20 protein-coding genes are annotated in these 19,533 nt (G+C 71.2%); 16 read left to right on the forward strand and 4 right to left on the reverse strand.

What is annotated here, in order from left to right; translation table 11 throughout:
• Positions 1–49: 49 nt before the first annotated feature.
• Positions 50–847, forward strand: coding sequence for a 2-keto-4-pentenoate hydratase (locus ABD086_RS23195; protein WP_343910653.1), 798 nt, complete (start codon positions 50–52; stop codon positions 845–847).
• Here ABD086_RS23195 and ABD086_RS23200 read toward each other — a convergent pair.
• Genes ABD086_RS23200 through ABD086_RS23210 form a run of 3 tightly spaced genes read right to left on the reverse strand, consistent with a single transcriptional unit; the run spans position 762 to position 3,516 of the window.
• A complete protein-coding gene (locus ABD086_RS23200) occupies positions 762–2,087 on the reverse strand; it encodes an alpha/beta fold hydrolase (RefSeq protein ID WP_343910655.1) in 1,326 nt (441 codons plus the stop codon). The genes ABD086_RS23195 and ABD086_RS23200 overlap by 86 nt on opposite strands.
• Positions 2,084–2,863 carry an IclR family transcriptional regulator gene (locus ABD086_RS23205; RefSeq protein WP_343910657.1) on the reverse strand — a complete coding sequence of 260 codons (780 nt, stop codon included), beginning with the start codon at positions 2,861–2,863 and terminating at the stop codon, positions 2,084–2,086. Before ABD086_RS23205 ends, ABD086_RS23200 begins: the two co-directional genes overlap by 4 nt.
• Positions 2,860–3,516 carry a hypothetical protein gene (locus ABD086_RS23210; RefSeq protein WP_343910659.1) on the reverse strand — a complete coding sequence of 219 codons (657 nt, stop codon included), beginning with the start codon at positions 3,514–3,516 and terminating at the stop codon, positions 2,860–2,862. Before ABD086_RS23210 ends, ABD086_RS23205 begins: the two co-directional genes overlap by 4 nt.
• A gap of 109 nt (positions 3,517–3,625) precedes the next feature.
• Here ABD086_RS23210 and ABD086_RS23215 point away from each other — a divergent pair, with 109 nt between their 5' ends.
• The 15 genes from ABD086_RS23215 (at position 3,626) to ABD086_RS23285 (ending at position 18,281) form a co-directional block, all read left to right on the forward strand.
• Positions 3,626–4,708, forward strand: coding sequence for a catechol 2,3-dioxygenase (locus tag ABD086_RS23215; protein WP_343910661.1), 1,083 nt, complete (start codon positions 3,626–3,628; stop codon positions 4,706–4,708).
• The gene (locus tag ABD086_RS23220; RefSeq protein WP_343910663.1) at positions 4,708–5,619 is read left to right on the forward strand and encodes a catechol 2,3-dioxygenase; all 912 of its coding nucleotides are present in this window, start codon (positions 4,708–4,710) and stop codon (positions 5,617–5,619) included. Before ABD086_RS23215 ends, ABD086_RS23220 begins: the two co-directional genes overlap by 1 nt.
• Before the next feature lie 10 nt (positions 5,620–5,629).
• Positions 5,630–6,685, forward strand: a complete 1,056-nt coding sequence (locus ABD086_RS23225; protein WP_343910665.1) for a histidine phosphatase family protein — start codon at positions 5,630–5,632, stop codon at positions 6,683–6,685.
• On the forward strand, positions 6,682–7,797 hold the full coding sequence (locus tag ABD086_RS23230; RefSeq protein WP_343910667.1) for a PEP/pyruvate-binding domain-containing protein: 1,116 nt from the start codon (positions 6,682–6,684) through the stop codon (positions 7,795–7,797). Before ABD086_RS23225 ends, ABD086_RS23230 begins: the two co-directional genes overlap by 4 nt.
• Positions 7,798–7,883: 86 nt before the next feature.
• Complete coding sequence (locus ABD086_RS23235; RefSeq protein ID WP_343910669.1) at positions 7,884–9,698, forward strand: PEP-utilizing enzyme; 1,815 nt, start codon at positions 7,884–7,886, stop codon at positions 9,696–9,698.
• A gap of 37 nt (positions 9,699–9,735) precedes the next feature.
• Positions 9,736–10,992 (forward strand): Rieske 2Fe-2S domain-containing protein, encoded by a 1,257-nt coding sequence (locus ABD086_RS23240; protein ID WP_343910671.1) that lies wholly within the window; start codon positions 9,736–9,738, stop codon positions 10,990–10,992.
• A complete protein-coding gene (locus ABD086_RS23245) occupies positions 10,985–11,281 on the forward strand; it encodes a hypothetical protein (protein ID WP_343910673.1) in 297 nt (98 codons plus the stop codon). Before ABD086_RS23240 ends, ABD086_RS23245 begins: the two co-directional genes overlap by 8 nt.
• On the forward strand, positions 11,282–11,947 hold the full coding sequence (locus ABD086_RS23250; protein WP_343910675.1) for an HAD-IA family hydrolase: 666 nt from the start codon (positions 11,282–11,284) through the stop codon (positions 11,945–11,947).
• Positions 11,940–12,908, forward strand: a complete 969-nt coding sequence (locus ABD086_RS23255) for a PDR/VanB family oxidoreductase (protein WP_343910677.1) — start codon at positions 11,940–11,942, stop codon at positions 12,906–12,908. The genes ABD086_RS23250 and ABD086_RS23255 overlap by 8 nt, the downstream gene beginning before the upstream one ends.
• Positions 12,905–13,723: a 2-keto-4-pentenoate hydratase gene (locus ABD086_RS23260; RefSeq protein ID WP_343910679.1), complete on the forward strand. Its 819-nt coding sequence runs from the start codon at positions 12,905–12,907 to the stop codon at positions 13,721–13,723. Before ABD086_RS23255 ends, ABD086_RS23260 begins: the two co-directional genes overlap by 4 nt.
• Entirely contained in the window at positions 13,720–14,712 is a 993-nt protein-coding gene (locus ABD086_RS23265; protein WP_343910681.1) for an acetaldehyde dehydrogenase (acetylating), read from the forward strand. Before ABD086_RS23260 ends, ABD086_RS23265 begins: the two co-directional genes overlap by 4 nt.
• Before the next feature lie 11 nt (positions 14,713–14,723).
• Complete coding sequence (gene dmpG / locus ABD086_RS23270) at positions 14,724–15,854, forward strand: 4-hydroxy-2-oxovalerate aldolase (protein WP_343910683.1); 1,131 nt, start codon at positions 14,724–14,726, stop codon at positions 15,852–15,854.
• Entirely contained in the window at positions 15,854–16,636 is a 783-nt protein-coding gene (locus ABD086_RS23275; protein ID WP_343910685.1) for a 2-keto-4-pentenoate hydratase, read from the forward strand. The genes dmpG and ABD086_RS23275 overlap by 1 nt, the downstream gene beginning before the upstream one ends.
• On the forward strand, positions 16,636–16,845 hold the full coding sequence (locus ABD086_RS23280; protein ID WP_343910687.1) for a tautomerase family protein: 210 nt from the start codon (positions 16,636–16,638) through the stop codon (positions 16,843–16,845). The genes ABD086_RS23275 and ABD086_RS23280 overlap by 1 nt, the downstream gene beginning before the upstream one ends.
• The gene (locus ABD086_RS23285) at positions 16,842–18,281 is read left to right on the forward strand and encodes an aldehyde dehydrogenase (RefSeq protein WP_343910689.1); all 1,440 of its coding nucleotides are present in this window, start codon (positions 16,842–16,844) and stop codon (positions 18,279–18,281) included. Before ABD086_RS23280 ends, ABD086_RS23285 begins: the two co-directional genes overlap by 4 nt.
• A gap of 130 nt (positions 18,282–18,411) precedes the next feature.
• Here the strand turns inward: ABD086_RS23285 and ABD086_RS23290 are convergent, their stop codons facing one another.
• The gene (locus ABD086_RS23290; protein ID WP_343910691.1) at positions 18,412–19,503 is read right to left on the reverse strand and encodes an LCP family protein; all 1,092 of its coding nucleotides are present in this window, start codon (positions 19,501–19,503) and stop codon (positions 18,412–18,414) included.
• Between the last annotated feature and the right edge of the window lie 30 nt (positions 19,504–19,533).

Here is a 19,533-nt window from a genome sequence, read left to right on the forward strand (position 1 = left end):
CGCGCTCGACCGTCGTAGGATCTCGTCGGCGCACCGACGGGAGAGGCACGTGCAGGGACAGGGGAGTGCAGGAGCCGGCGGATCCGACCTGGTCTCCGCGGCCGCGCTCGAGCTCGACCGGGCCGAGCGGACGCGTGTCGGGATCCAACCCTGGTCGACCCAGGGGCACCGGCTGACGTCGGAGGCGGCGTGGGCGGTCGCCGCCGCCCGGGACCGGCTCCGTGCCGAGCGCGGCGCGGTCCACACCGGGTACAAGCTCGGCTGGACGTCGCAGGCGATGCGCGAGGCCCTCGGGATCGACCGGCCCAACTTCGGCACGCTCTGGGACTACATGCGCGTCGAGGACGGGGGGACGCTCGACCTGGCGCGGCTCATCCATCCCAAGGTGGAGCCGGAGCTCGCGTTCCTCGCCGACGCGACCCTCGACGGACCCGGCGTCACCGCGGACGAGGTCCTCGAGAGCGGGCGGTGGGCGGTCGCGCTGGAGATCGTCGATCCCCGGTGGGCGAGCTACGACTTCGACTGGTTCGACAACACCGCGGACGGCTCCTCGGCCGCGGCGTACGTCGTCGGCGCCTTCCGCCGCGCGCCGGTGCGACCGGAGAGCCTGAGGCTGACGATGCAGGCGGGGGAGATCTCGCGCGAGGGGTCGGGTGACGCGGCGATGGGATCGCCGGCGGAGGCGGTGGCCTACCTGGTCCGCCAGCTGCACGAGCGTGGAGAGGCCCTGCGGCCCGGCCTGGTGGTGCTGACGGGCGGGATCACCGCTCCGCTCGACCTGACGGCCGGGGCGACGGTCCGTGTCTCGTCCCCGGAGCTGGGCTCCTGCCACCTGCACTGTCGCTGACCGGCTCGAGGAAGTCGCTCACCAGCCGGTTGAACTCGTCGGCGTGCTCGATCTGCACCCAGTGCCCGCACTGCCCGAAGGTGTGCAGCTGGGAGTCGGCGATCAGCTCGTGGAGGCGCAGCGAGGTGGCCACGGGGATCACGCGGTCGTCGCGCCCGTGCACGAGGAGTGCCGGGCACTCGATGGCCCGGATGAGCTCCTCGTCCACGGTCAGCGCGTCGATCCCGGCCTGACGCGGCGCCGGGAACATCGAGCGGTACGCCTCCTGCACGCCCGGCCGGGTCGCCGCGTCGAGCCGCAACCGGGCCAGGTCGTCGTGCACCAGCCGGGGGTCGTGGACGAACAGGTCCAGCAGCGCGCGCATGGTCGCCAAGGACGGCTCGAACCCCCACGCCGCGTCGAGCCCGGGCGTCAGGTCGAACGGGACCCCGACGCTGCCCATCAGCACCAGGCGCTCGACCCGCTCGGGGTGCCTGGCGGCGAGGTTGAGTGCCAGTGCGCCGCCGAAGCTGTTGCCCATCACCGACACGCGTTCCAGGCCCAGGGCGTCCAGGAAGCCGACCACGTGGTCGGTCCAGCCGGCGAGCTCGTAGCGGATGCCGTCGGGGCGCTCGGTGTAGCCGAAGCCCAGCAGGTCGGGGGCGAGGGTCCGGAACCGGCGGGAGAGCGCGGGCAGCGTGAGCCGCCAGTTGGCCCAGGCGCTGACGCCCGGGCCGGAGCCGTGCAGGAGCAGGACGGGAGCTCCGGACCCCAGGTCGTGGTAGTTGGTGCGGACGCCGTTCACGTCGACGGTCGTCCCGATCTCCGGGCCGGGAGGAGGCTGCTTCTGCACGGGGACCCCTTCGGTCGAGGATGATCGAGCCTGGACGAGCAGCCACTCCCGCATGGACTGGCGGGGCCGGACCGGGGGCAGCAACGCCTCCACCCAGCCGTCGACGACCCGGGTGGCGTAGACCGTCACGCCCCGGTCGGGGAGGTCGGTGCGCTGTCCGGTCGTGAGGTCGAAGCGCCAGAAGTGGCCCGGGCAGATCAACGTCCCGTCCCGCACGATCCCACCGGAGAGCGCGACATCGCGGTGCGGGCACCGGTCGAGCAGCGCGACGTAGCCGCCGTCCTCCGCCGCCACCACGCACACCCGGTCCCGGTCCTGGCCGGAGTCGCCGACGACCTTCCCGACGGGCCGGCCGCCGGGCACGACCTCGTCGACGCGGCAGACGCGCTCCCAGGTGCGGTCGGTCACCGGTTCCACCCCAGTCCGGAGGAGATCCGCGCGGCGGTCTCGACGATCGGCGCGACCAGGTGCCGCAGGCCGGCATCCACGGACTCCACCTGCTCGGCCACCGACACCGAGGCGACCACCTGCCCGAGCGGGTCGCGGATCGGTGCGGCGACCGAGCACATGCCGGGCTCGGACTCGCCCCGGTTCTCCGCGTAGCCCTGGCGGCGCACCCGCTGGAGCTCGGCGAGGAACTCCGGCCTCGACGTGATCGTCCGCGACGTCTTCGGCGACAGCCGCATGCCCTCGACCAGGCGGGCCTGGCGCTCCGCGGGGAGGAAGGCCAGCAGCACCTTGCCGGTCGAGGTCGCGTGTGCGGCGTTGCGGCTGCCGACGGACCGGAAGACCGGGATGGCGCCGGGCCCCTCCCGCCGCTCGACGTACAACACGTCGGTCCCGTCGAGGATCGCCACGTGGAGCGTGCCCGCGGTGTACCGGCGCAGCTCGTCGAGCGGCGTCGTGGCCGCCTCGTGGAGGCGCTGGGCCGTCTCGGCGCTGGCGCCGAGCGAGCGCATCGTGGTGGTCAACCGGAACAGCCCGGTCTCCTCGACCCTCTCCAGCAGCCCCTCGTCGACGAGCGTCCAGATGATCCGGTGGGTGGTGCTCTTGTTGACGCCGACCCGGCGGGCGAGCTGGCTGACCCCCAGCTGGGTGCTGTGCTTGCCGAACTCGCGCAGGATCCGGGCGGCCGTGGCGACGCTGGAGAGCCGGTCGGTGCCGGGGGCGGACTGCTCGGTCATCGGGTCACGTCCGTGAGGACGGCCTCGAGGCAGGAGGCGGCCGGCGTGCCCGCGGGCGGGTCCACCCGCCCACCGGTGAGGTCGGCGGCGAGCAGGGCGGTGGCCCGGTCCAGACCGTTGCGGACGCAGACGCCGAGCTCGTCGACGGTCCTGGCCTGGCGGGGCAGCGCGCGGCGAAGCCGGTCCAGGTCCCGCAGGGCCTTGGCGTGCTGGTTGGCGAGCGCGACGCCCGAGTGCTGGGCGTGGTGGGCGCTCAGCCCGCCGCCGACGTCGACCGCCAGGTGGTAGACCGTGTCGGCCACCCCGAGCACCCGTCGCACGTCCGACGGCTCGTCGTCGCCGGTCAGCAGGCCCAGCTCGGGCAGGACCGAGGGATCGAGGAAGCGGACCGTCCAGCCGACGCCCTGGTAGGACTCGACGAGCTCGACCTCGGGCCCCTGGGGGGCCGGCAGCGCGTCGGTGGTGGCGACCAGGTGCAGCCGGTGCGCGGCCGCGGCGACCACGGTCACGTCCCCGGCGGCGACCAGCGGGAGACCGGCCCGCTCGGCGGGCGGCAGGTGCCGGACGTGGTCGAGGTACGCCGCGTGCAGCGCGGCCACGTAGTCGCCGACCAGCCGGCGCATCGCCTCGGGACGGGACGTGTCGTCGGTCACCACGTCAGGGTGGCCTCTTTCCGGCGGGAAGGACAGGTTGTGTCCCGCATGGAGGGACAAGGTCGGCGCGGGACGGCGCCCGCCGCCCAAGATGAGCCGCATGGTTGACGTGAACGAAGTCACAGGCCACCTGGACCTGGCGGAGGGCACGCCTGCGGGCACCCGGCGCGTGGTCGCGCCGGATGCGCCGGCCGACGGGTCCCGTTTCGACCCGTCCGACAGCCGGCAGGCCCACTGGGCGGGTGCGCGCAGCACCGTGGCCGGCCGGCCACGCGGCATCCTGCGCCTCGGGCACGTCGACGTGACCTGCACCGACCTGGACCTCGCCACGGCGTACTACACCGGCGTGATGGGGATGGAGATCAGCGCCCTGACCGCGGACTCGGTCTACCTCAAGTGCTGGGACGAGGAGGACCACCACTCGCTGCGGCTGCGCTACGCGCCGCGGATGGGGATGGACCTGATGTCCTTCAAGGTGCACCACGAGGACGACCTCGACGACCTGGAGAACCGGGTGTCCCGCTACGGGTTCCCCGTCGAGCGGATCAGCAAGGGCGAGGAGCTCGGGCAGGGCGAGTCCATCCGGTTCTCCACCCCGAGCGGCCACGTCATGGAGCTGGTCGCCGACGTGGAGAAGGTCGGCACGAGCCGGGCCCGGCACGCCCCCGACGCCGGCTCGGACGACCAGCCGTTCCCGCGGGACGTGATCGCCCCGCCGCGGATGGACCACATGCTGATCAACGCGGAGGAGGTCGGGGAGTCGACGCGGTTCTTCATGGACGTCCTCGGGTTCCGGATCACCGAGCAGCTCCTGGACGGCAACGGGCACCAGCTGGGCACCTGGCTCGAGCGCTCGCACTCGCCGCACGACCTCGCGATCGTGCACGGCCCCAACGGCGGCCTGCACCACTTCGCCTTCTGGCTCGACGACTGGGACGACGTCCGCGACGCCGCCGACGTCCTCGCCTACAACGGGATCCAGCTCGACGTGGGTCCGACCCGGCACGGGATCACCCGTGGCTCGACCATCTACTTCTTCGACCCGCTCGGCACCCGCAACGAGGTGTTCACCGGCGGCTACCGCCCCGACCCCGACTTCCCGACCCTGACCTGGACCGAGGACAACATCGGCCGCGCCGTCTTCTACTACGAGGGCGCGGTCAACGACCGCTTCATGAGAGTGCACACCTGATGACGATCCTGCGTCTTTCCCACGTCGAGATCCGCGTCCCCGATCTCGAGCTCGCCACCGCGTACTACTCCGAGGTCATCGGCATGATCGAGACCGGGCGGGACTCCTCCCGCGTCTTCCTGAAGTGCTGGGACGAGCACCAGCACCACAGCGTGGTGCTCACCATGGAGCCCACGCACGGTCTCAACCACTTCGGCTTCAAGGTGACCGACGCCGAGGACCTGGACCTCTACCAGGACCGTCTGGAGGCGGCCGGCGTCGCCGTCCGGCGCTACGCCGCCGACGAGTGGGCGCCCGGCCACGGGACGTCGATCCGGTTCGCGCTGCCCAGCGGCCACGAGATGGAGCTGGTCTACGGCATGCAGCAGGTGGGCAACCTGCTCCCGCAGACCAACCCGCCGCCGCGGCCGATGGGCCTGGTCGGGATCGCGCCGCCGCGGGTCGACCACATCTTCCTCACGGCCGAGGAGGTGGACACCAACACGCGCTTCCTCACCGAGCACCTCGACTTCCGGCTCACCGAGCAGATCCTCGGGGACGACGGCTACCAGATCGCGAGCTGGCTCGAGGTCTCCCACCGGTCGCACGACATCGCCTTCATCACCGGGCCGAACCAGGGGCTGCACCACTTCGCCTACTGGGTCGACGGCTGGAACGACCTGCGCAACGCGGCCGACGCGTGCGTCTACCACGGCGTCAACATCGAGACCAACCCCACCCGGCACGGCGCGACCCGCGGCCAGTGCCTCTACTTCTTCGACCCGGTCGGCAACCGCAACGAGATGTTCACCGGCGGCTACTGGGTCGACCCGGGCGCGGATCCGATCACGTGGACCGAGTCCGAGATGGGGCGAGCGATGTTCTACTTCGACGGTGTCGTGAACCAGCAGTTCCTCACGGTGCACAGCTGAGGCCGGGCCCGTGACGATCGAGAAGAAGGACAGCACGCCGCTGCCGCGCACCGAGCGGCCGGACGCCCCCGCCTACCTGAACCGGCACCAGGCCCGGCGCGCCGTCCCGGCACCGACGCCCGAGGAGGCCGACGAGTCCGTGCCGCTGTACCTGCGGCAGTTCCGCAGCCGGGCCCGCGGCGCCGACCCGGTGGAGCACGAGGGCACCGTCGTCGGCTCCTCACGCGCCTGGGCGGAGGTCACCCGGACCAAGGAGATCGTGCCGGAACGGCGCGAGCAGATGGCCGACATCGACTGCGACATCTACCTGGTGCGGCACGGCGAGACCCAGGGCTACTCGTCGGAGTCGGGCCTGACCCCGCTCGGGTCGTGGCAGGCCCACCGCCGCGGGCAGGAGCTCGCCCGCCGGGTCACCGACGGCATGAAGGTCGAGCTGCTGTGCGCCCCGACCAACCGCGCGCGCCAGACCGGCGAACACCTGCGCCGCGGGCTCCTCGACAACATCGAGCTGTACGGCCGGGGCGAGCCGATCGTGGGGGAGCTGCGCGACGACCCGAACTTCCGCAACTTCGAGGTGGCGACCCCGGAGGGCCCGCGCGACGTGACCAGCGCCTTCCGTCTCTACCACCGGGAGATGGAGAAGTACGAGCGGGTCGGACTCGGCGAGCGCCCGGGATGGCTGGTCGACGTGGACCGGTTCTGGGGCATCCAGCAGGGCGGCGGCGACCCGATCACCCACTGGCTGACCATGCCGATGATGTACTTCGAGCCCCCGGTCTCGTGCGTGCGCCGGTTCTGGCGCGGCATCCTCGACGCCCACGCGCGCACGCAGGCGCGGGCCGTCGTCGTCGCCACGCACTCCGGCCCGATCCGCGCCTTCGCCACGCTCGCCATGGGCTACGACCCCGGCGAGCCGTTCAACACCGAGTTCGTCCGGGTGCGGCTGGTCGCCGGCGGCACCACCGCGCTCGTCCTCTACCGCAACCGGGTCCAAGAGGTCGTCATCCCCGACCTCGACGTCCTCCCTCCGAGCTCCGACCCACGCTTCCAGGAGTCAGTGCGATGACTGTTTGTCCTACCGCGGTTCCGTTCGGCAGCCTCGCGGCTGACCTGCATCCCAACGTCGGCGGCAAGTGCGCCTCGCTGGGCACCATGAGTCAGGCCGGGCTGCCGGTCCCGCCGGGCTTCGCCGTGACCACGCAGGTCTTCGTCGACGCCAAGGACGCCTCCGGATCGAGGGAGCAGATCGCCGAGGTCGTCGACGCCGAGCTCGACCGACTGGCGGTGGTCACCCAGGACGCGCTGGAGCGGGTCGCGGCGCGGGCCCGCGAGGTGGTGATGACCTGGGAGATCCCGCAGGAGCACGTGACGGTCATCCGCGGGATGTACGCCGACCTGTGCGAGCTGTCGGGCGTCGACGACGTCCCGGTGGCGGTCCGGTCCTCGTCCACGGCGGAGGACTCGCCGGACGCGTCGTTCGCAGGGGAGCACGACACCTACCTGTGGGTCTGCGGCATCGACGAGGTGCTGGACAAGATCCGTCGGTGCTGGGCGAGCCTCTACACCGCGCGCGCCATCATGTACCGGCACGAGCGCGGCTACGACCACACCAGGGTCGACATGGCCGTCGCGGTGCAGAAGATGGTGCGGCCGCGTGCGGCAGGCGTCGCCTTCACCCTGGACCCGACCAACGGGGACCGGTCCGGCATCTGCATCGATGCCGCGTGGGGCTTCGGCGAGAGCGTGGTCTCGGGAGACGTGACCCCGGACAACTTCCTGGTCGACAAGGTGATGTGGACGATCAACCGGCGCACGATCAGCCCCAAGACGCACGCGCACCAGCTGACCGAGATCGACGGTGCCCCGCATCCCGTCGTCAGCCGCGTGCCGGTGCCGGAGGACCAGGTCCACGTGCCGTCGCTGACCGACGAGGAGATCCTCGCCATCGCCCGGCTGGCCCGGGCCGCGGAGAAGCACTACGGCTGCCCGCAGGACATCGAGTGGGCCGTCGACGACGACCTGCCCGCCGGCGAGGACGCCGTCCTGCTCCAGGCCCGCCCGGAGACGGTGTGGAGCAAGCGCCACCACGCCGTCGGCGCCAAGACCGATGCGCTGGCCTCCATCGTCGACACCCTCCTCAACCCTCTGTACGCGAAGAGGGGGTCGCAGCCCGCCTGACTCGGGGTCAGGACACCATCCGCGAGGCGCGGATGGCCTACCACCACCCTTTCCCCTGCACCACACCTGATCCACAGGAGGTCACCATGGCCGATCGTTTCCCGAGCCCCTTCGACATCGAGACACCCGCCGGCGCCGAGGGCTGGCAGGAGCTCTACACCTACTCGTCGCTGTTCGGCGAGGAACGGCGCGACTACGAGGACCGGGCCTTCTGGTTCCACGACGGCGTCCACTGGCCCGAAGCCTTGACGCCGTGGGACAGCGGGCTGGCCGAGCTCGCTCTCGCGTCGTTGGGGCAGTACAACACCCGCCACTTCCAGGTTCCGCCGGCGTACGGCGTCGACTTCAGGATCCTCAACGGCTACCTGTACCTCAGCCCCGTACCTGCCCCGGAGGAGGAGATCGAGAGCCGCGTTCCGGTCTTCATGGAGCGAGCCGGCTTCTACTTCCAGAACTGGAACGACCTCTACGACAAGTGGCTGGTCAAGGTCCGCGACCTGGTGCAGCAGATGACCGAGCTCGAGTTCAAGCCGCTGCCGGACCTGGAGGACATCGAGGTCATCACCTCCGGAGCCGGCCGCGGCTCCGCCGATGCGTTGCTGTCCGGATACCACCGCCTCCTGGACCACGCGGTGACCCTGTGGCAGTACCACTTCGAGTTCCTCAACCTCGGCTACGCGGCCTACCTGGACTTCTTCGGGTTCTGCAAGGCCGCATTCCCGTCGATCCCCGACCTCGCGATCGCCAAGATGGTCGCCGGCGTCGACGTCGACCTGTTCCGCCCCGACGACGAGCTCAAGAAGCTCGCCCGGCTGGCCGTGAGCAGCGGCATCGACGACCGGTTCTCGCCCGGCAGCTCGCCCGACGTGGTCTGGGCGAAGCTCGAGTCCGACGAGGCCGGCCGGGCCTGGATCGCCGAGTGGGAGAAGTCCGCCGAGCCGTGGTTCAACTTCTCGACAGGCTCGGGGTTCTACCACACCGACAAGATCTGGATCCAGAACGTCGAGGTTCCCCTCGGCTACATCACCGACTACATCGACAAGGTCAAGAAGGGGGAGAACCTCGACCGTCCCGTGGCGGCGCTGCACGAGGAGCGCGACCGGGTCGTCGGCGAGTACCGCGAGCTGCTCGACTCCGACGAGGACCGGGCGGCGTTCGACGGCAAGCTCGGCCTGTCCCGCACGGTCTTCCCCTACGTCGAGAACCACAACTTCTACGTCGAGCACTGGGCGCACTCGGTGATCTGGCGCAGGATGCGCGAGGTCGGCGAGGTCCTCAAGGCGGGCGGCTTCATCGCCGAGGTCGACGACGTGTTCATGTTCCGGCGGAACGAGCTCTCGGACGTGCTGTTCGACCTCTACCACGGCTGGGCCGTCGGAGCGCCGTCGCGCGGGCCGGCGTACTGGCCGAAGGAGATCGAGCGTCGCCACAGCATCCACGACGCGCTGAAGGCCTGGTCGGCACCGCCTGCGCTGGGCATCCCGCCGGAGGTGGTCACCGAGCCGTTCACGGTCATGCTCTGGGGCATCACCTCCGACTCGGTGTCGGCCTGGCTCAACTCGGGCGACGCGGGCGAGGAGGGCGTGCTCAGCGGCTTCGCGGCCTCCCCGGGACTGGTGGAAGGCCCGGCCCGGGTGATCTTCAGCGCGGACCAGATCGCCGACCTGCAGGACGGCGAGATCCTCGTGGCGCCGCTCACCGCGCCTTCCTGGGCACCGGTCTTCGGCAAGATCAAGGCCACCGTCACCGACGTCGGCGGCATGATGAGCCACGCGGCCATCGTCTGCCGCGAGTACGGCCTCCCGGCCGTCACCGGCACCGCGTTCGGGACCAAGACCATCAAGACCGGCCAGCTGATCCGCGTCGACGGGAACACGGGCAAGGTCACCGTCCTCGACTGAGCTGCGCACCCCATCCACCTGAGAAGGAGACACACACATGCTCACGGTCGAGCAGAACGAAGAGCTGACGAGCGTCGGGCCCGGCACCCGCATGGGCGAGATGCTGCGTCGCTACTGGTACCCCATCGCGTTCGAGCAGGACTTCGACAGCAGGCCCAGCAAGACCGTGCGCCTGCTGGGCGAGGACTGGACGCTGTACAAGACCCCGTCCGGCCGGTACGGGATCATCGGCGAGGCGTGCCCGCACCGGCGGGCCTCCCTGACGTACGGCGTGGTCCACGAGGACGGGATCCGGTGCGGCTACCACGGGTGGAAGTACGACTTCACCGGGCAGTGCGTGGAGCAGCCGGCCGAGAACGACAGCACGACGTTCCGCGACAAGATCAAGGCCAAGGCCGGCTCCGCCCAGGCGATGGGCGGGATGGTGTGGGTCTACGTCGGGCCCACACCGGTGCCGGAGCTGCCCCGCTTCGACGTCTACGTCCTCGACGGGATCCGCGACGTCGGCGTCGCGACCCTGCCGTGCAACTGGTTCCAGATCATGGAGAACTCGGTCGACCCGCACCACGTGGAGTGGCTGCACGGCGCCTATTTCGAGTTCCTCGGCCAGACGCAGGGCTTCGAGGCGCCGAAGTCGTTCCAGAAGAAGCACATGAAGGTCGCCTTCGACGAGTTCGAGTTCGGGATCATCAAGCGCCGCGTCCTCGAGGGGCACTCCGAAGCCGACGACGACTGGGCCGTGGGGCATCCGCTGATGTTCCCCTACGGGATGCGCGTCGGCGGCCAGTGGATCGACCAGATGCAGATCCGGGTCCCGATCGACGACACCACGACCTGGAAGCTCTTCTACACCCTGCACCACCCGGAGGGCGGCACCTGGGAGAAGCAGGACCGCCCCGTCGTCTACAACTACGAGTGGCGGGACGAGAACGGCGAGTTCATCACCGACTACGTCGAGGGCCAGGACGTGATGGCGTGGGTGTCGCAGGGCCCGATCACCGATCGCACCCAGGAGCACCTCGGCCGTTCGGACCAGGGCGTGGCGATGCTGCGCAAGATGGCCAAGGAGGCGATGGCCGCCGTCGAGGACGGCGAGGACCCGCCGGGCGTCGTCCGGGAGAAGCACGAAGTGATCCACCTGCCGTGCGAGAAGGACAAGTTCGGGGCGGGCACCGCGTTCACCGACCAGTGGATCAACGGCGGCTCGATGAGGTACAGCCCGATCCGCGAGCAGCTGCTCGCCCTGCACCGGGACGCGGCCCAGGCGCGGGAGAAGGCCGGGTCCGGTGCGTGACATCCACGAGGAGGCGCGGCGCGCGGCGCATCACGGGCCGATGCCGCCGCTCCCGCCCGACCCCCATCGCCTGCCGCCGCCCGGCGACTGGTTCGCGTCCGACGCCGCCCACCACCTCCTCGACAGGCCGAAGTTCTGCCCGCAGTGCGCCGGGTCGCTGGACCGGGGCCTGATCTCGGAGTGGTGGAGCGGCGACGACCGCATCTTCCTGACCTGGTGCGCCGAGTGTCGCTGGACCGGCAACATCGTCCTGTTCTCGCGGGCGACCATCGAGGAACCGGAGCACTGAATGACTTCTCCCGCCCTGGTGCTGGACTTCGGCGGCCCGGTGCTGCTGACCCCGTTCGAGCTCGTCGCCGACGAGCCGGGCACACCGGCGTACGGACTGCTCCACCAGCGGGGTCCGCTGGCCACCGCTGAGCATCCCGACCCGGTGTGGGAGGACCTGCAGGCCGGGCTGATCACCGAGCGCGCCTACTGGGCCGCCCGGGCCGAGCAGTGGCACGAGTCGGGCGGGCACGACCCCGACATCCGGGCGATGATCGCGCATCTCTACGACCCACCGCGACCCGAGCTGGTGCGGGAGCAGGCGCGCACCCTGGTCCGGGACGCGCACGCCGCCGGCCTCCGCGTCGGGATCCTCACCAACGACCTCCGGGCGTTCCACTCGGACGCCTGGATCGACAAGATCGAGATCGTGGGCGACGTGGACGTGGTCGTCGACGGGTCGGTCGAGGGCCACCTCAAGCCCGCGCCGCGCCTCTACGAGCTGCTCGCGGAACGGCTCGGGGTCGGCTACGAGGACATGGTCTTCCTCGACGACCAGACCACCAACATCCGCGGCGCCGAGGCGCTGGGGATCACCTCGGTCTGGTTCGACGTGACCGACCCGGACCGGTCGTACGCCGAGGTCCGCAAGCTGCTCGGTCTGCCGTCCGAGGTGCCCGGTGGTTGAGCAGCGGGAGCTGCGGGTCACGCAGATGACCCTGGAAGCCGACGGGGTGCTGTCCCTGCGCCTGTGCCGGCCCGAGGGCGACAAGCCGCTGCCCGCGTGGGATCCCGGCGCGCACATCGACGTGTACGTCAAGGACGGCACCACGCGGCAGTACTCCCTGTGTGGGGACCCGCGGGACCTGAGCTCCTGGCAGATCGCGGTGCTGCGCGAGCCCGACGGTCGCGGTGGCTCGGCCTTCATCCACGACGAGGTCCGGGTCGGCGACCGGCTGCTGGTGACCCGGCCGAAGCAGAGCTTCGCGCTCGAGGACGCGCCCTACCACGCGTTGGTCGCCGGTGGCGTGGGGATCACGCCGATCATGGCGTTCGCCGAGCACCTGGCCCGGGAGGGCCGCCCCTTCCGGCTCGTCTACGGCGGGCGCACCGAGCGGTCGATGGCGTTCCGGCAGCGGCTCGGCACCCTCGGCGACCGGGTCACCCTGCTGGCCGAGGACCGCGACGGCCGGCCGGACCTGGACGAGGTCGTCAAGGAGCTGCCCGACGGTGGCCTGATCTACGTGTGTGGCCCGCTCGCCCTGCTGCGTGCGACCCAGTCGGCCGCCGAGGCCGTGCACGGCCCCGACCAGGACCTGGTCAGGTTCGAGCTCTTCAGCCGGACGGGTGTCGAGCCGAAGGAGTCCGCGCCGCTCGACGGCGACAGCTACGAGCTGGTGCTGGCCAGGTCCGGGCACACCCTGCGGATGAAGCCCGACGCCAACATCCTCGAGACCGTCCTGGCGCTGGGGATCGAGGTCGAGAACGACTGTCGCGACGGCATCTGCGGCTCGTGCGTCACGGCGGTCCTGTCCGGGACCGTCGACCACCAGGACCTGGTCCTGACCCGCAAGGAGCAGGCCGCGATGGACAGGATGATGATCTGTTGCTCCAAGCCCGTGTCCGACCGGCTGGAGCTGGACCTGTGACCGCCGCTGCCCTGGACGCCTCGACCCGCGCCGAGGCCGCCCGGCTGCTGCTGGACGCCTACGGCACCCGGCAACCCATCGCGCCGCTCACCTCGACCTACGACGCCATGACGCTCGAGGACGCCTACGCCATCCAGCTCCTGCAGATCGAGGAGCTGGTGCGGTCCGGACGCACGGTCAAGGGGCACAAGGTGGGGCTGACGAGCGGCGCGATGCAGCGACTGCTCGGGGTCCACGAGCCCGACTACGGCCACCTCCTCGACGACTTCTTCTACCTGGAGCACCAGCCCATCCCGGTCGACCGGTTCGTCCAGCCCCGGATCGAGCCCGAGGTGGCGTTCGTGCTCAACCGCCCGCTGCGGGGACCGGGGGTGACCGTTCCGGAGGCCATCGCCGCGGTCGACTTCGTCCTCCCGGCCCTGGAGATCGTGGACAGCCGGATCGCGGACTGGAAGATCGCGCTGGGCGACACCATCGCCGACAACGCGAGCTCGGGCGCGGTCGTCCTGGGGTCCACCCCCACCAACCTCGGTGAGGTCGACCTGCGCCTGGCGGGCGCGGTCATGACCCGCAACGGCGCGGTCGTGGGCACCGGCGCCGGTGGCGCCGTCCTCGGCTCGCCGCTCACCTCCCTGGTCTGGCTCGCCAACACCGTCGGAGCGCGCGGCGTCACGCTGGAGGCCGGGCACGTCGTCCTGCCGGGTTCGGTGTGCGCGATGGTCGCGGTCGCGCCGGGAGACACGTTCACCGCCACGTTCGCCAGCCTGGGGTCGGTCACCGCCCGGTTCGCCGGCCATCGAGAGGACACCCCATGAGCAAGACCAAGGCAACGGCGGCGATCGTCGGGCCCGGCAACATCGGCACCGACCTGATGTTCAAGCTGATCCGCCGCAGCGAGATCCTCGAGCCGCGCTACATGGTGGGCGTCGACCCCACGTCCGACGGCCTCGCCCGGGCCGCGCGGCTCGGGCTGGAGGCGAGCGCGGAAGGGGTCGACTGGCTGCTGTCCCGCGACGAGCTGCCCGACATCGTGTTCGAGGCGACCTCCGCCAAGGCCCACCGGGCCAACGCCCCGCGGTACGCCGAGGCGGGCATCCTCGCGGTGGACCTGACCCCCGCCGCGGTCGGCCCGTACCTGTGCCCCCCGGTCAACTTGTCGTTCAACCTGGACGCTCCGAACGTCAACATGATCACCTGCGGCGGCCAGGCGACGGTGCCGATGGTCCATGCCGTGTCGGCCGTCGTGCCCGTCCCGTACGCGGAGATCGTGGCCTCGGTCTCCAGCCGGTCCGCCGGCCCCGGCACCCGCGCCAACATCGACGAGTTCACCGAGACCACCGCCGCCGCCGTCGAGGAGATCGGCGGGGCCGAGCGCGGCAAGGCGATCATCATCCTCAACCCGGTCGAGCCCCCGCTGATGATGCGCAACTCCGTCTTCTGCGCGATCCCCGAGGAGGCGGGGGAGCCCGGTCCCCTCCAGGACCGGATCCTCGAGTCGATCCACGCGATGGTGAGCACGGTCCAGGAGTACGTGTCCGGCTACCAGCTGCGCTCGGACCCGCAGTTCGACCCCGCCCGCCCGACCTGGCGCGGCCAGGCCCGCGTCTTCGTCCCGATCGAGGTGAGGGGCAGCGGCGACTACCTGCCCGACTACGCCGGGAACCTCGACATCATCACCGCGGCGGCCGCTCGCGTCGGTGACCTGATGATCGCCCACCGGCTGGGCACTGCGACGTCGTGGAAGTCCACCGCCGAGCTCGCGGACCGGTCCGCGGAGCCCGCGTCCGAGAAGGCAGGTGTCTGACCGTGGGTGACATGAGCATCCGGCCCGAGGACGTGCCGGTCGTCGAGCGGGAGGTCACCGAGACCGAGGTCCTGGAGCACGCCGGCTCCGCGGGCGGGCCGGCGGACGTGCGGATCACCGACTCCACGCTGCGCGACGGATCGCACGCGATGAGCCACCAGTTCACCGAGGGGCAGGTGCGGGGCGTCGTCTCCGCGCTGGACCGGGCCGGCGTCCAGGTGATCGAGGTGACCCACGGCGACGGCCTCGGCGGCTCCAGCTTCAACTACGGCTTCAGCCTCGTCGACGAGCTCGATCTCATCGCGGCGGCGGTCGACGAGGCGACGCAGGCGCGGATCGCCGTCCTGATGCTGCCCGGCCTCGCGACCGTGCGGCACCTCAGGCAGGCCCACGCGGTGGGGGCCTCGGTGGCCCGGATCGCCACGCACTGCACCGAGGCGGACGTGTCCATCCAGCACTTCGGTGAGGCCAGGGCCCTCGGCATGGAGACCGTCGGCTTCCTGATGCTGGCGCACAGCACCACCCCGGAGGTCCTGGCGCGCAACGCCCGGATCATGGTGGATGCCGGCGCCCAGTGCGTGTACGTCGTGGACTCGGCCGGGGCCCTGGTGCTGGCCGACGCGCAGGAGCGGGTCACGGCGGTTCTCGACGAGATCGGTCGCGACGGCGCCCAGGTGGGCTTCCACGGGCACCAGAACCTGAGCATGGGAGTCGCGAACTCCGTGCTCGCCTACCAGGCGGGGGCGAAGCAGATCGACGGGGCGCTGTGCGCCCTGGGCGCCGGCGCCGGGAACTCGCCCACCGAGGTGCTGGCGGCGACGTTCGAGCGCATGGGCATCCGCACCGGCGTCGACCTCGGTGAGGTGTTGTCCGCGGCGGAGGAGGTGGTGCGCCCGTTCGTGCCGCGGTTGCCGTGGATGGACCGCGCGTCGATCACCCAGGGGTACGCCGGGGTCTACTCGTCGTTCCTGCTGCACGCCGAGCGTGCCGCCGAGCGCTACGGCGTACCGGCGCACGAGATCCTCCAGAAGGTGGGGGAGCACGGGTACGTCGGAGGCCAGGAGGACATGATCATCGACATCGCGTTGCAGCTCGCCGAGGAGCGGGACCTCGGGGACCTCGCCGCGACCGGGGTGCGCTGATGCCTTGGGACGTGGCCTCGGTGGCGGCCGAGCTGCTGCGCTGCGAGGACGAGGGGGTCGACCGGCCGCCCTTCACCGACGAGTGGCCCGAGCTCGACCTCGAGACCGGCTACCGGATCCAGGACCTGAACCTGGAGGCCCGGCTGGCGCGCGGCGAGACGCTGGTCGGCGTGAAGCTCGGCCTGACGAGCAGGGCCAAGCAGGAGCGGATGGGCGTCCACGTCCCGCTCGTCGCCTGGCTCACCGACGCGATGCTGCTGGCCGCGGGGGACCCCGTGCCGCAGTCCCGGCTGATCCACCCCCGCATCGAGCCCGAGATCGTGTTCGTGCTCGAGGATCGCCTGGCGGGGCCGGGCGTGAGCTGCGCCTCCGCGATGGCCGCCGTCGGGTCGGTCTGGGGCGGCGCCGAGGTCATCGACAGCCGGTACCGCGACTTCCGCTTCCAGGCCGGCGACGTCGTGGCCGACAACGCCTCCTCGGGCGCCTTCGTCACCGGTCCGGTCGGGCTGCCGCCGACGGCGCTGAACCTGGCGCTGGAGGCCGCACTGGTCGAGGTCGACGGACAGGTCGTCGACTCGGCGACCGGCGCAGCCGTCCAGGGGCACCCGGGCGAGGCCCTGGCGTTGGCCGCCAACGAGCTCGCCAAGCGGGGACATGCGCTCGAGCCCGGCTGGATCGTGCTCACCGGCGGGATGACCGACGCCGTCCCTGCCCCTCCGGGCGCGTCCATCGCGATCCACTTCAGCAACCTCGGCTCGATCTTCATCAACGGAGGTGCGTGATGCCGCTCATCGAGGTGACCCTGACCGAGGGCCGCAGCCCCGAGCAGCTGCGGGCGCTGATCAGCGGGCTCACCCGGGCCGCGGCCGACGCGATCGACGCCCCGCTCCAGAACATCCGGGTCGTCCTGCGCGAGCTGCCGGAGACCCACTGGGCCGCGGGCGACGTCACGATCGCCGAGCGCCGGGCACGCGAGGAGGGAACGCCATGAGCGACACGACGTTCGGGCACATCATCGAGGGCCAGGAGGTGCCGTCGGTCGACGGCGCGACCTTCGACGTGTGGAACCCCTGGACCCAGGAGGTCTTCGCCCAGGCGGCCGAGGGCGGTCCCCAGGACGCCGCACGGGCGGTCGCCAGCTCCCGACGGGCCTTCGACGAGGGACCGTGGCCGCGGATGGGCCGGGTCGAGCGCGCGGCGGCGATCCACCGGCTCGCCGACCTGATGGAGGAGCGGACCGAGGACCTGGCGAGGCTGGACACCACCAACATGGCGAAGCCTATCGCCCAGGCCCGGCACGACGTCGGCCGTTCGGTGTGGAACTTCCGCTTCTTCGCCGATCACCAGCGGGACCACTGCGGCGCGGTCTACCCGATGGACTCCGGCCACCACACCTACAGCGAGTACGGCCCGGCAGGGGTCGTCGCCGCGATCAGCCCCTGGAACTTCCCGCTGATGATGGCGAGCTGGAAGATCGCGCCGGCGATCGCCTGGGGGAACACCTGCATCATCAAGCCGTCGGAGGACACCCCCGCGTCGGTGACGATGCTCGGCCGGCTCGCGCTGGAGGCGGGGCTCCCGCCCGGCGTGCTCAACGTGCTCAACGGGCACGGTGCGCCCGCCGGGTCGTCGCTCACGGCCGACGACCGGGTGGACCGGGTCACCTTCACGGGATCGTCGGCCACGGGCCGGGTCGTCATGGCGTCCGCCGCGACCCACCTGGCGCCGGTGTCCCTCGAGCTCGGCGGCAAGGGCGCCAACATCGTCTTCGACGACGCCGACCTCGACAACGCCGTGCACTGGACGGTGGAGGCGATCTTCCGCAACTCCGGGCAGATCTGCCTGGCCGGCTCGCGCCTCTACGTCGCGTCCGGGATCTACGACGAGTTCATGGACCGGTTCGTGGCGGCCGCCGAGGCGCTCACGATCGGCGACCCGTTCGACCCGCAGACGCGGTTCTCGAGCCTCGCCAGCAAGAAGCACTTCGACAAGGTGTCGTCGTACGTCGACGGGGTCGGGCTCGACGGGGGGAAGGTGCTGACCGGGGGCGTGGACGAGGAGGGGCGGTGGCTGGTCCGTCCCACCATCGTCACCGACCTGCCGTTGACGGCGCCGGCCTACTGCGAGGAGATCTTCGGACCGGTGTGCGTGGTCAACAGGTTCGAGTCCGAAGACGAGGTCGTCGGCCTGGCCAACGACACGCGGTACGGCCTCAACGCCATGCTCTTCACCGAGAACCTCTCCCGCGCCCACCGGGTGTCGTCCCGGCTGCGCGCGGGCACCGTCTGGGTGAACTGCTTCTTCATCCGCGACCTGCGCACCCCCTTCGGGGGTGTCGGCGACTCCGGCGTCGGACGGGAGGGCGGCGACTTCAGTCGGGAGTTCTTCACCGAGCCCAAGGCCGTCGTCATGCAGATCCGGCGCTGACCGGCCGCTACCCACCGCGACGGTCGATGTCGCCGCGTGATCGGCGCGGTCCCGCTCCGCCTGCACGACCTGGGCCTCCGCGACGTCGCGCACGCCGTCGTCAACCTCGGCCTCCGGCCGTGAGGAGTCCTCAGGCGCAGAGCCCGTTCTCGGCGGCCGAGTCCTTCCCGCCGTTCGGGTTCTTGCCGCTCACCGCGCCCTTGCCGAACCGGCCGAGGGGCTCGTCGTTCTTCACCCTGTCCCACAGGACCTGTGCCTCGGGCGTGAACTGGAGCCGGCCCCAGTTCGGGTCGTCGACGGGGAAGTCGGTCGTGGGGGCGCTGACGAACTTGATGTGGCCGAGGTCGGCGTGCCGCAGCGACGCTGCGAGCTTGACCAGCTTGCCGGCGCTGGCCAGGTCGGGGCTGGCCTCCAGCGAGTCCGCCAGGCTGCTCGCGAAGTGGTACAGCCGGTCCGGCCGGGTCAGCGTCCCGGCGCCCATCACCTTGCCGATCATCGACGCGATGAACGCCTGCTGCCGCTTCATCCGGCCGAGGTCGGAGTTCGCGGTCGAGTGCCGCTCGCGCACGTACTGCAGGGCCCGGTCGCCGTCCAGGGTCTGGGTGCCGGCGTCGAAGTGGATGTGCGCGACGGTGTCGTCCACGGGCTTCGGGATGCACACCTCGACGCCGTTGATGGCGTCGACCATGTCCTTGAAGCCGCCGAAGTTCACGGCGATGTAGGAGTCGACGGTGATCCCGGTGACCGCCTCGACCTGCCGCGCCGTGCAGGCGGCACCGCCGACCGTGTAGGCGACGTTCCACTGCACGTCGGACGCGGCGGGCGCCGTCCCGCCGTCGGGCGTCCGGCAGGTGGGCCGGTCGACGAGTGCGTCGCGGGGGATCGAGATGCCGTACGCCGAGCGCCGGCCGTCCGCGATGTGCAGCAGGATCGTGGTGTCCGAGCCGCCCTCGCCGGCCTGGTTGTCGATGTCGCAGCCCGCGCAGGCGCGGGAGTCGGTGCCCATCAGCAGGATGTTCATCTCGCCGGTGGGCAGCGGGGCCTGCTTGCGGGGCTGGATGTGCTCGATCGGCGCGCCCGTGTCGATCTGCTGGTCGACGTGCTCATAGGCGAACACCACGGTCGCGCCGGTCACGAGTGCGACGACCAGCTCGGCCACGACGATGACGCGCAGCGCCGTCAGGCGGCGTCGGGGCTGGGTGCTCCGCCGGTCTTGGGGCAACACGGGATCCTCTCCGGACTCCCGAGATCC

It is taken from the genome of Nocardioides aquiterrae (assembly GCF_039526625.1).
Classification (GTDB): Bacteria; Actinomycetota; Actinomycetes; order Propionibacteriales; family Nocardioidaceae; genus Nocardioides; species Nocardioides aquiterrae.

Excerpts from the sequence above, each read along its gene's own strand:
- ABD086_RS23205 (WP_343910657.1), bottom strand. The coding sequence starts at position 2,863 with ATGACCGAGCAGTCCGCCCCCGGCACCGACCGGCTCTCCAGCGTCGCC.
- ABD086_RS23220 (WP_343910663.1), top strand. The coding sequence starts at position 4,708 with ATGACGATCCTGCGTCTTTCCCACGTCGAGATCCGCGTCCCCGATCTC.
- ABD086_RS23230 (WP_343910667.1), top strand. The coding sequence starts at position 6,682 with ATGACTGTTTGTCCTACCGCGGTTCCGTTCGGCAGCCTCGCGGCTGAC.
- ABD086_RS23235 (WP_343910669.1), top strand. The coding sequence starts at position 7,884 with ATGGCCGATCGTTTCCCGAGCCCCTTCGACATCGAGACACCCGCCGGC.
- ABD086_RS23240 (WP_343910671.1), top strand. The coding sequence starts at position 9,736 with ATGCTCACGGTCGAGCAGAACGAAGAGCTGACGAGCGTCGGGCCCGGC.
- ABD086_RS23250 (WP_343910675.1), top strand. The coding sequence starts at position 11,282 with ATGACTTCTCCCGCCCTGGTGCTGGACTTCGGCGGCCCGGTGCTGCTG.
- ABD086_RS23265 (WP_343910681.1), top strand. The coding sequence starts at position 13,720 with ATGAGCAAGACCAAGGCAACGGCGGCGATCGTCGGGCCCGGCAACATC.
- dmpG (WP_343910683.1), top strand. The coding sequence starts at position 14,724 with ATGAGCATCCGGCCCGAGGACGTGCCGGTCGTCGAGCGGGAGGTCACC.
- ABD086_RS23275 (WP_343910685.1), top strand. The coding sequence starts at position 15,854 with ATGCCTTGGGACGTGGCCTCGGTGGCGGCCGAGCTGCTGCGCTGCGAG.
- ABD086_RS23280 (WP_343910687.1), top strand. The coding sequence starts at position 16,636 with ATGCCGCTCATCGAGGTGACCCTGACCGAGGGCCGCAGCCCCGAGCAG.
- ABD086_RS23285 (WP_343910689.1), top strand. The coding sequence starts at position 16,842 with ATGAGCGACACGACGTTCGGGCACATCATCGAGGGCCAGGAGGTGCCG.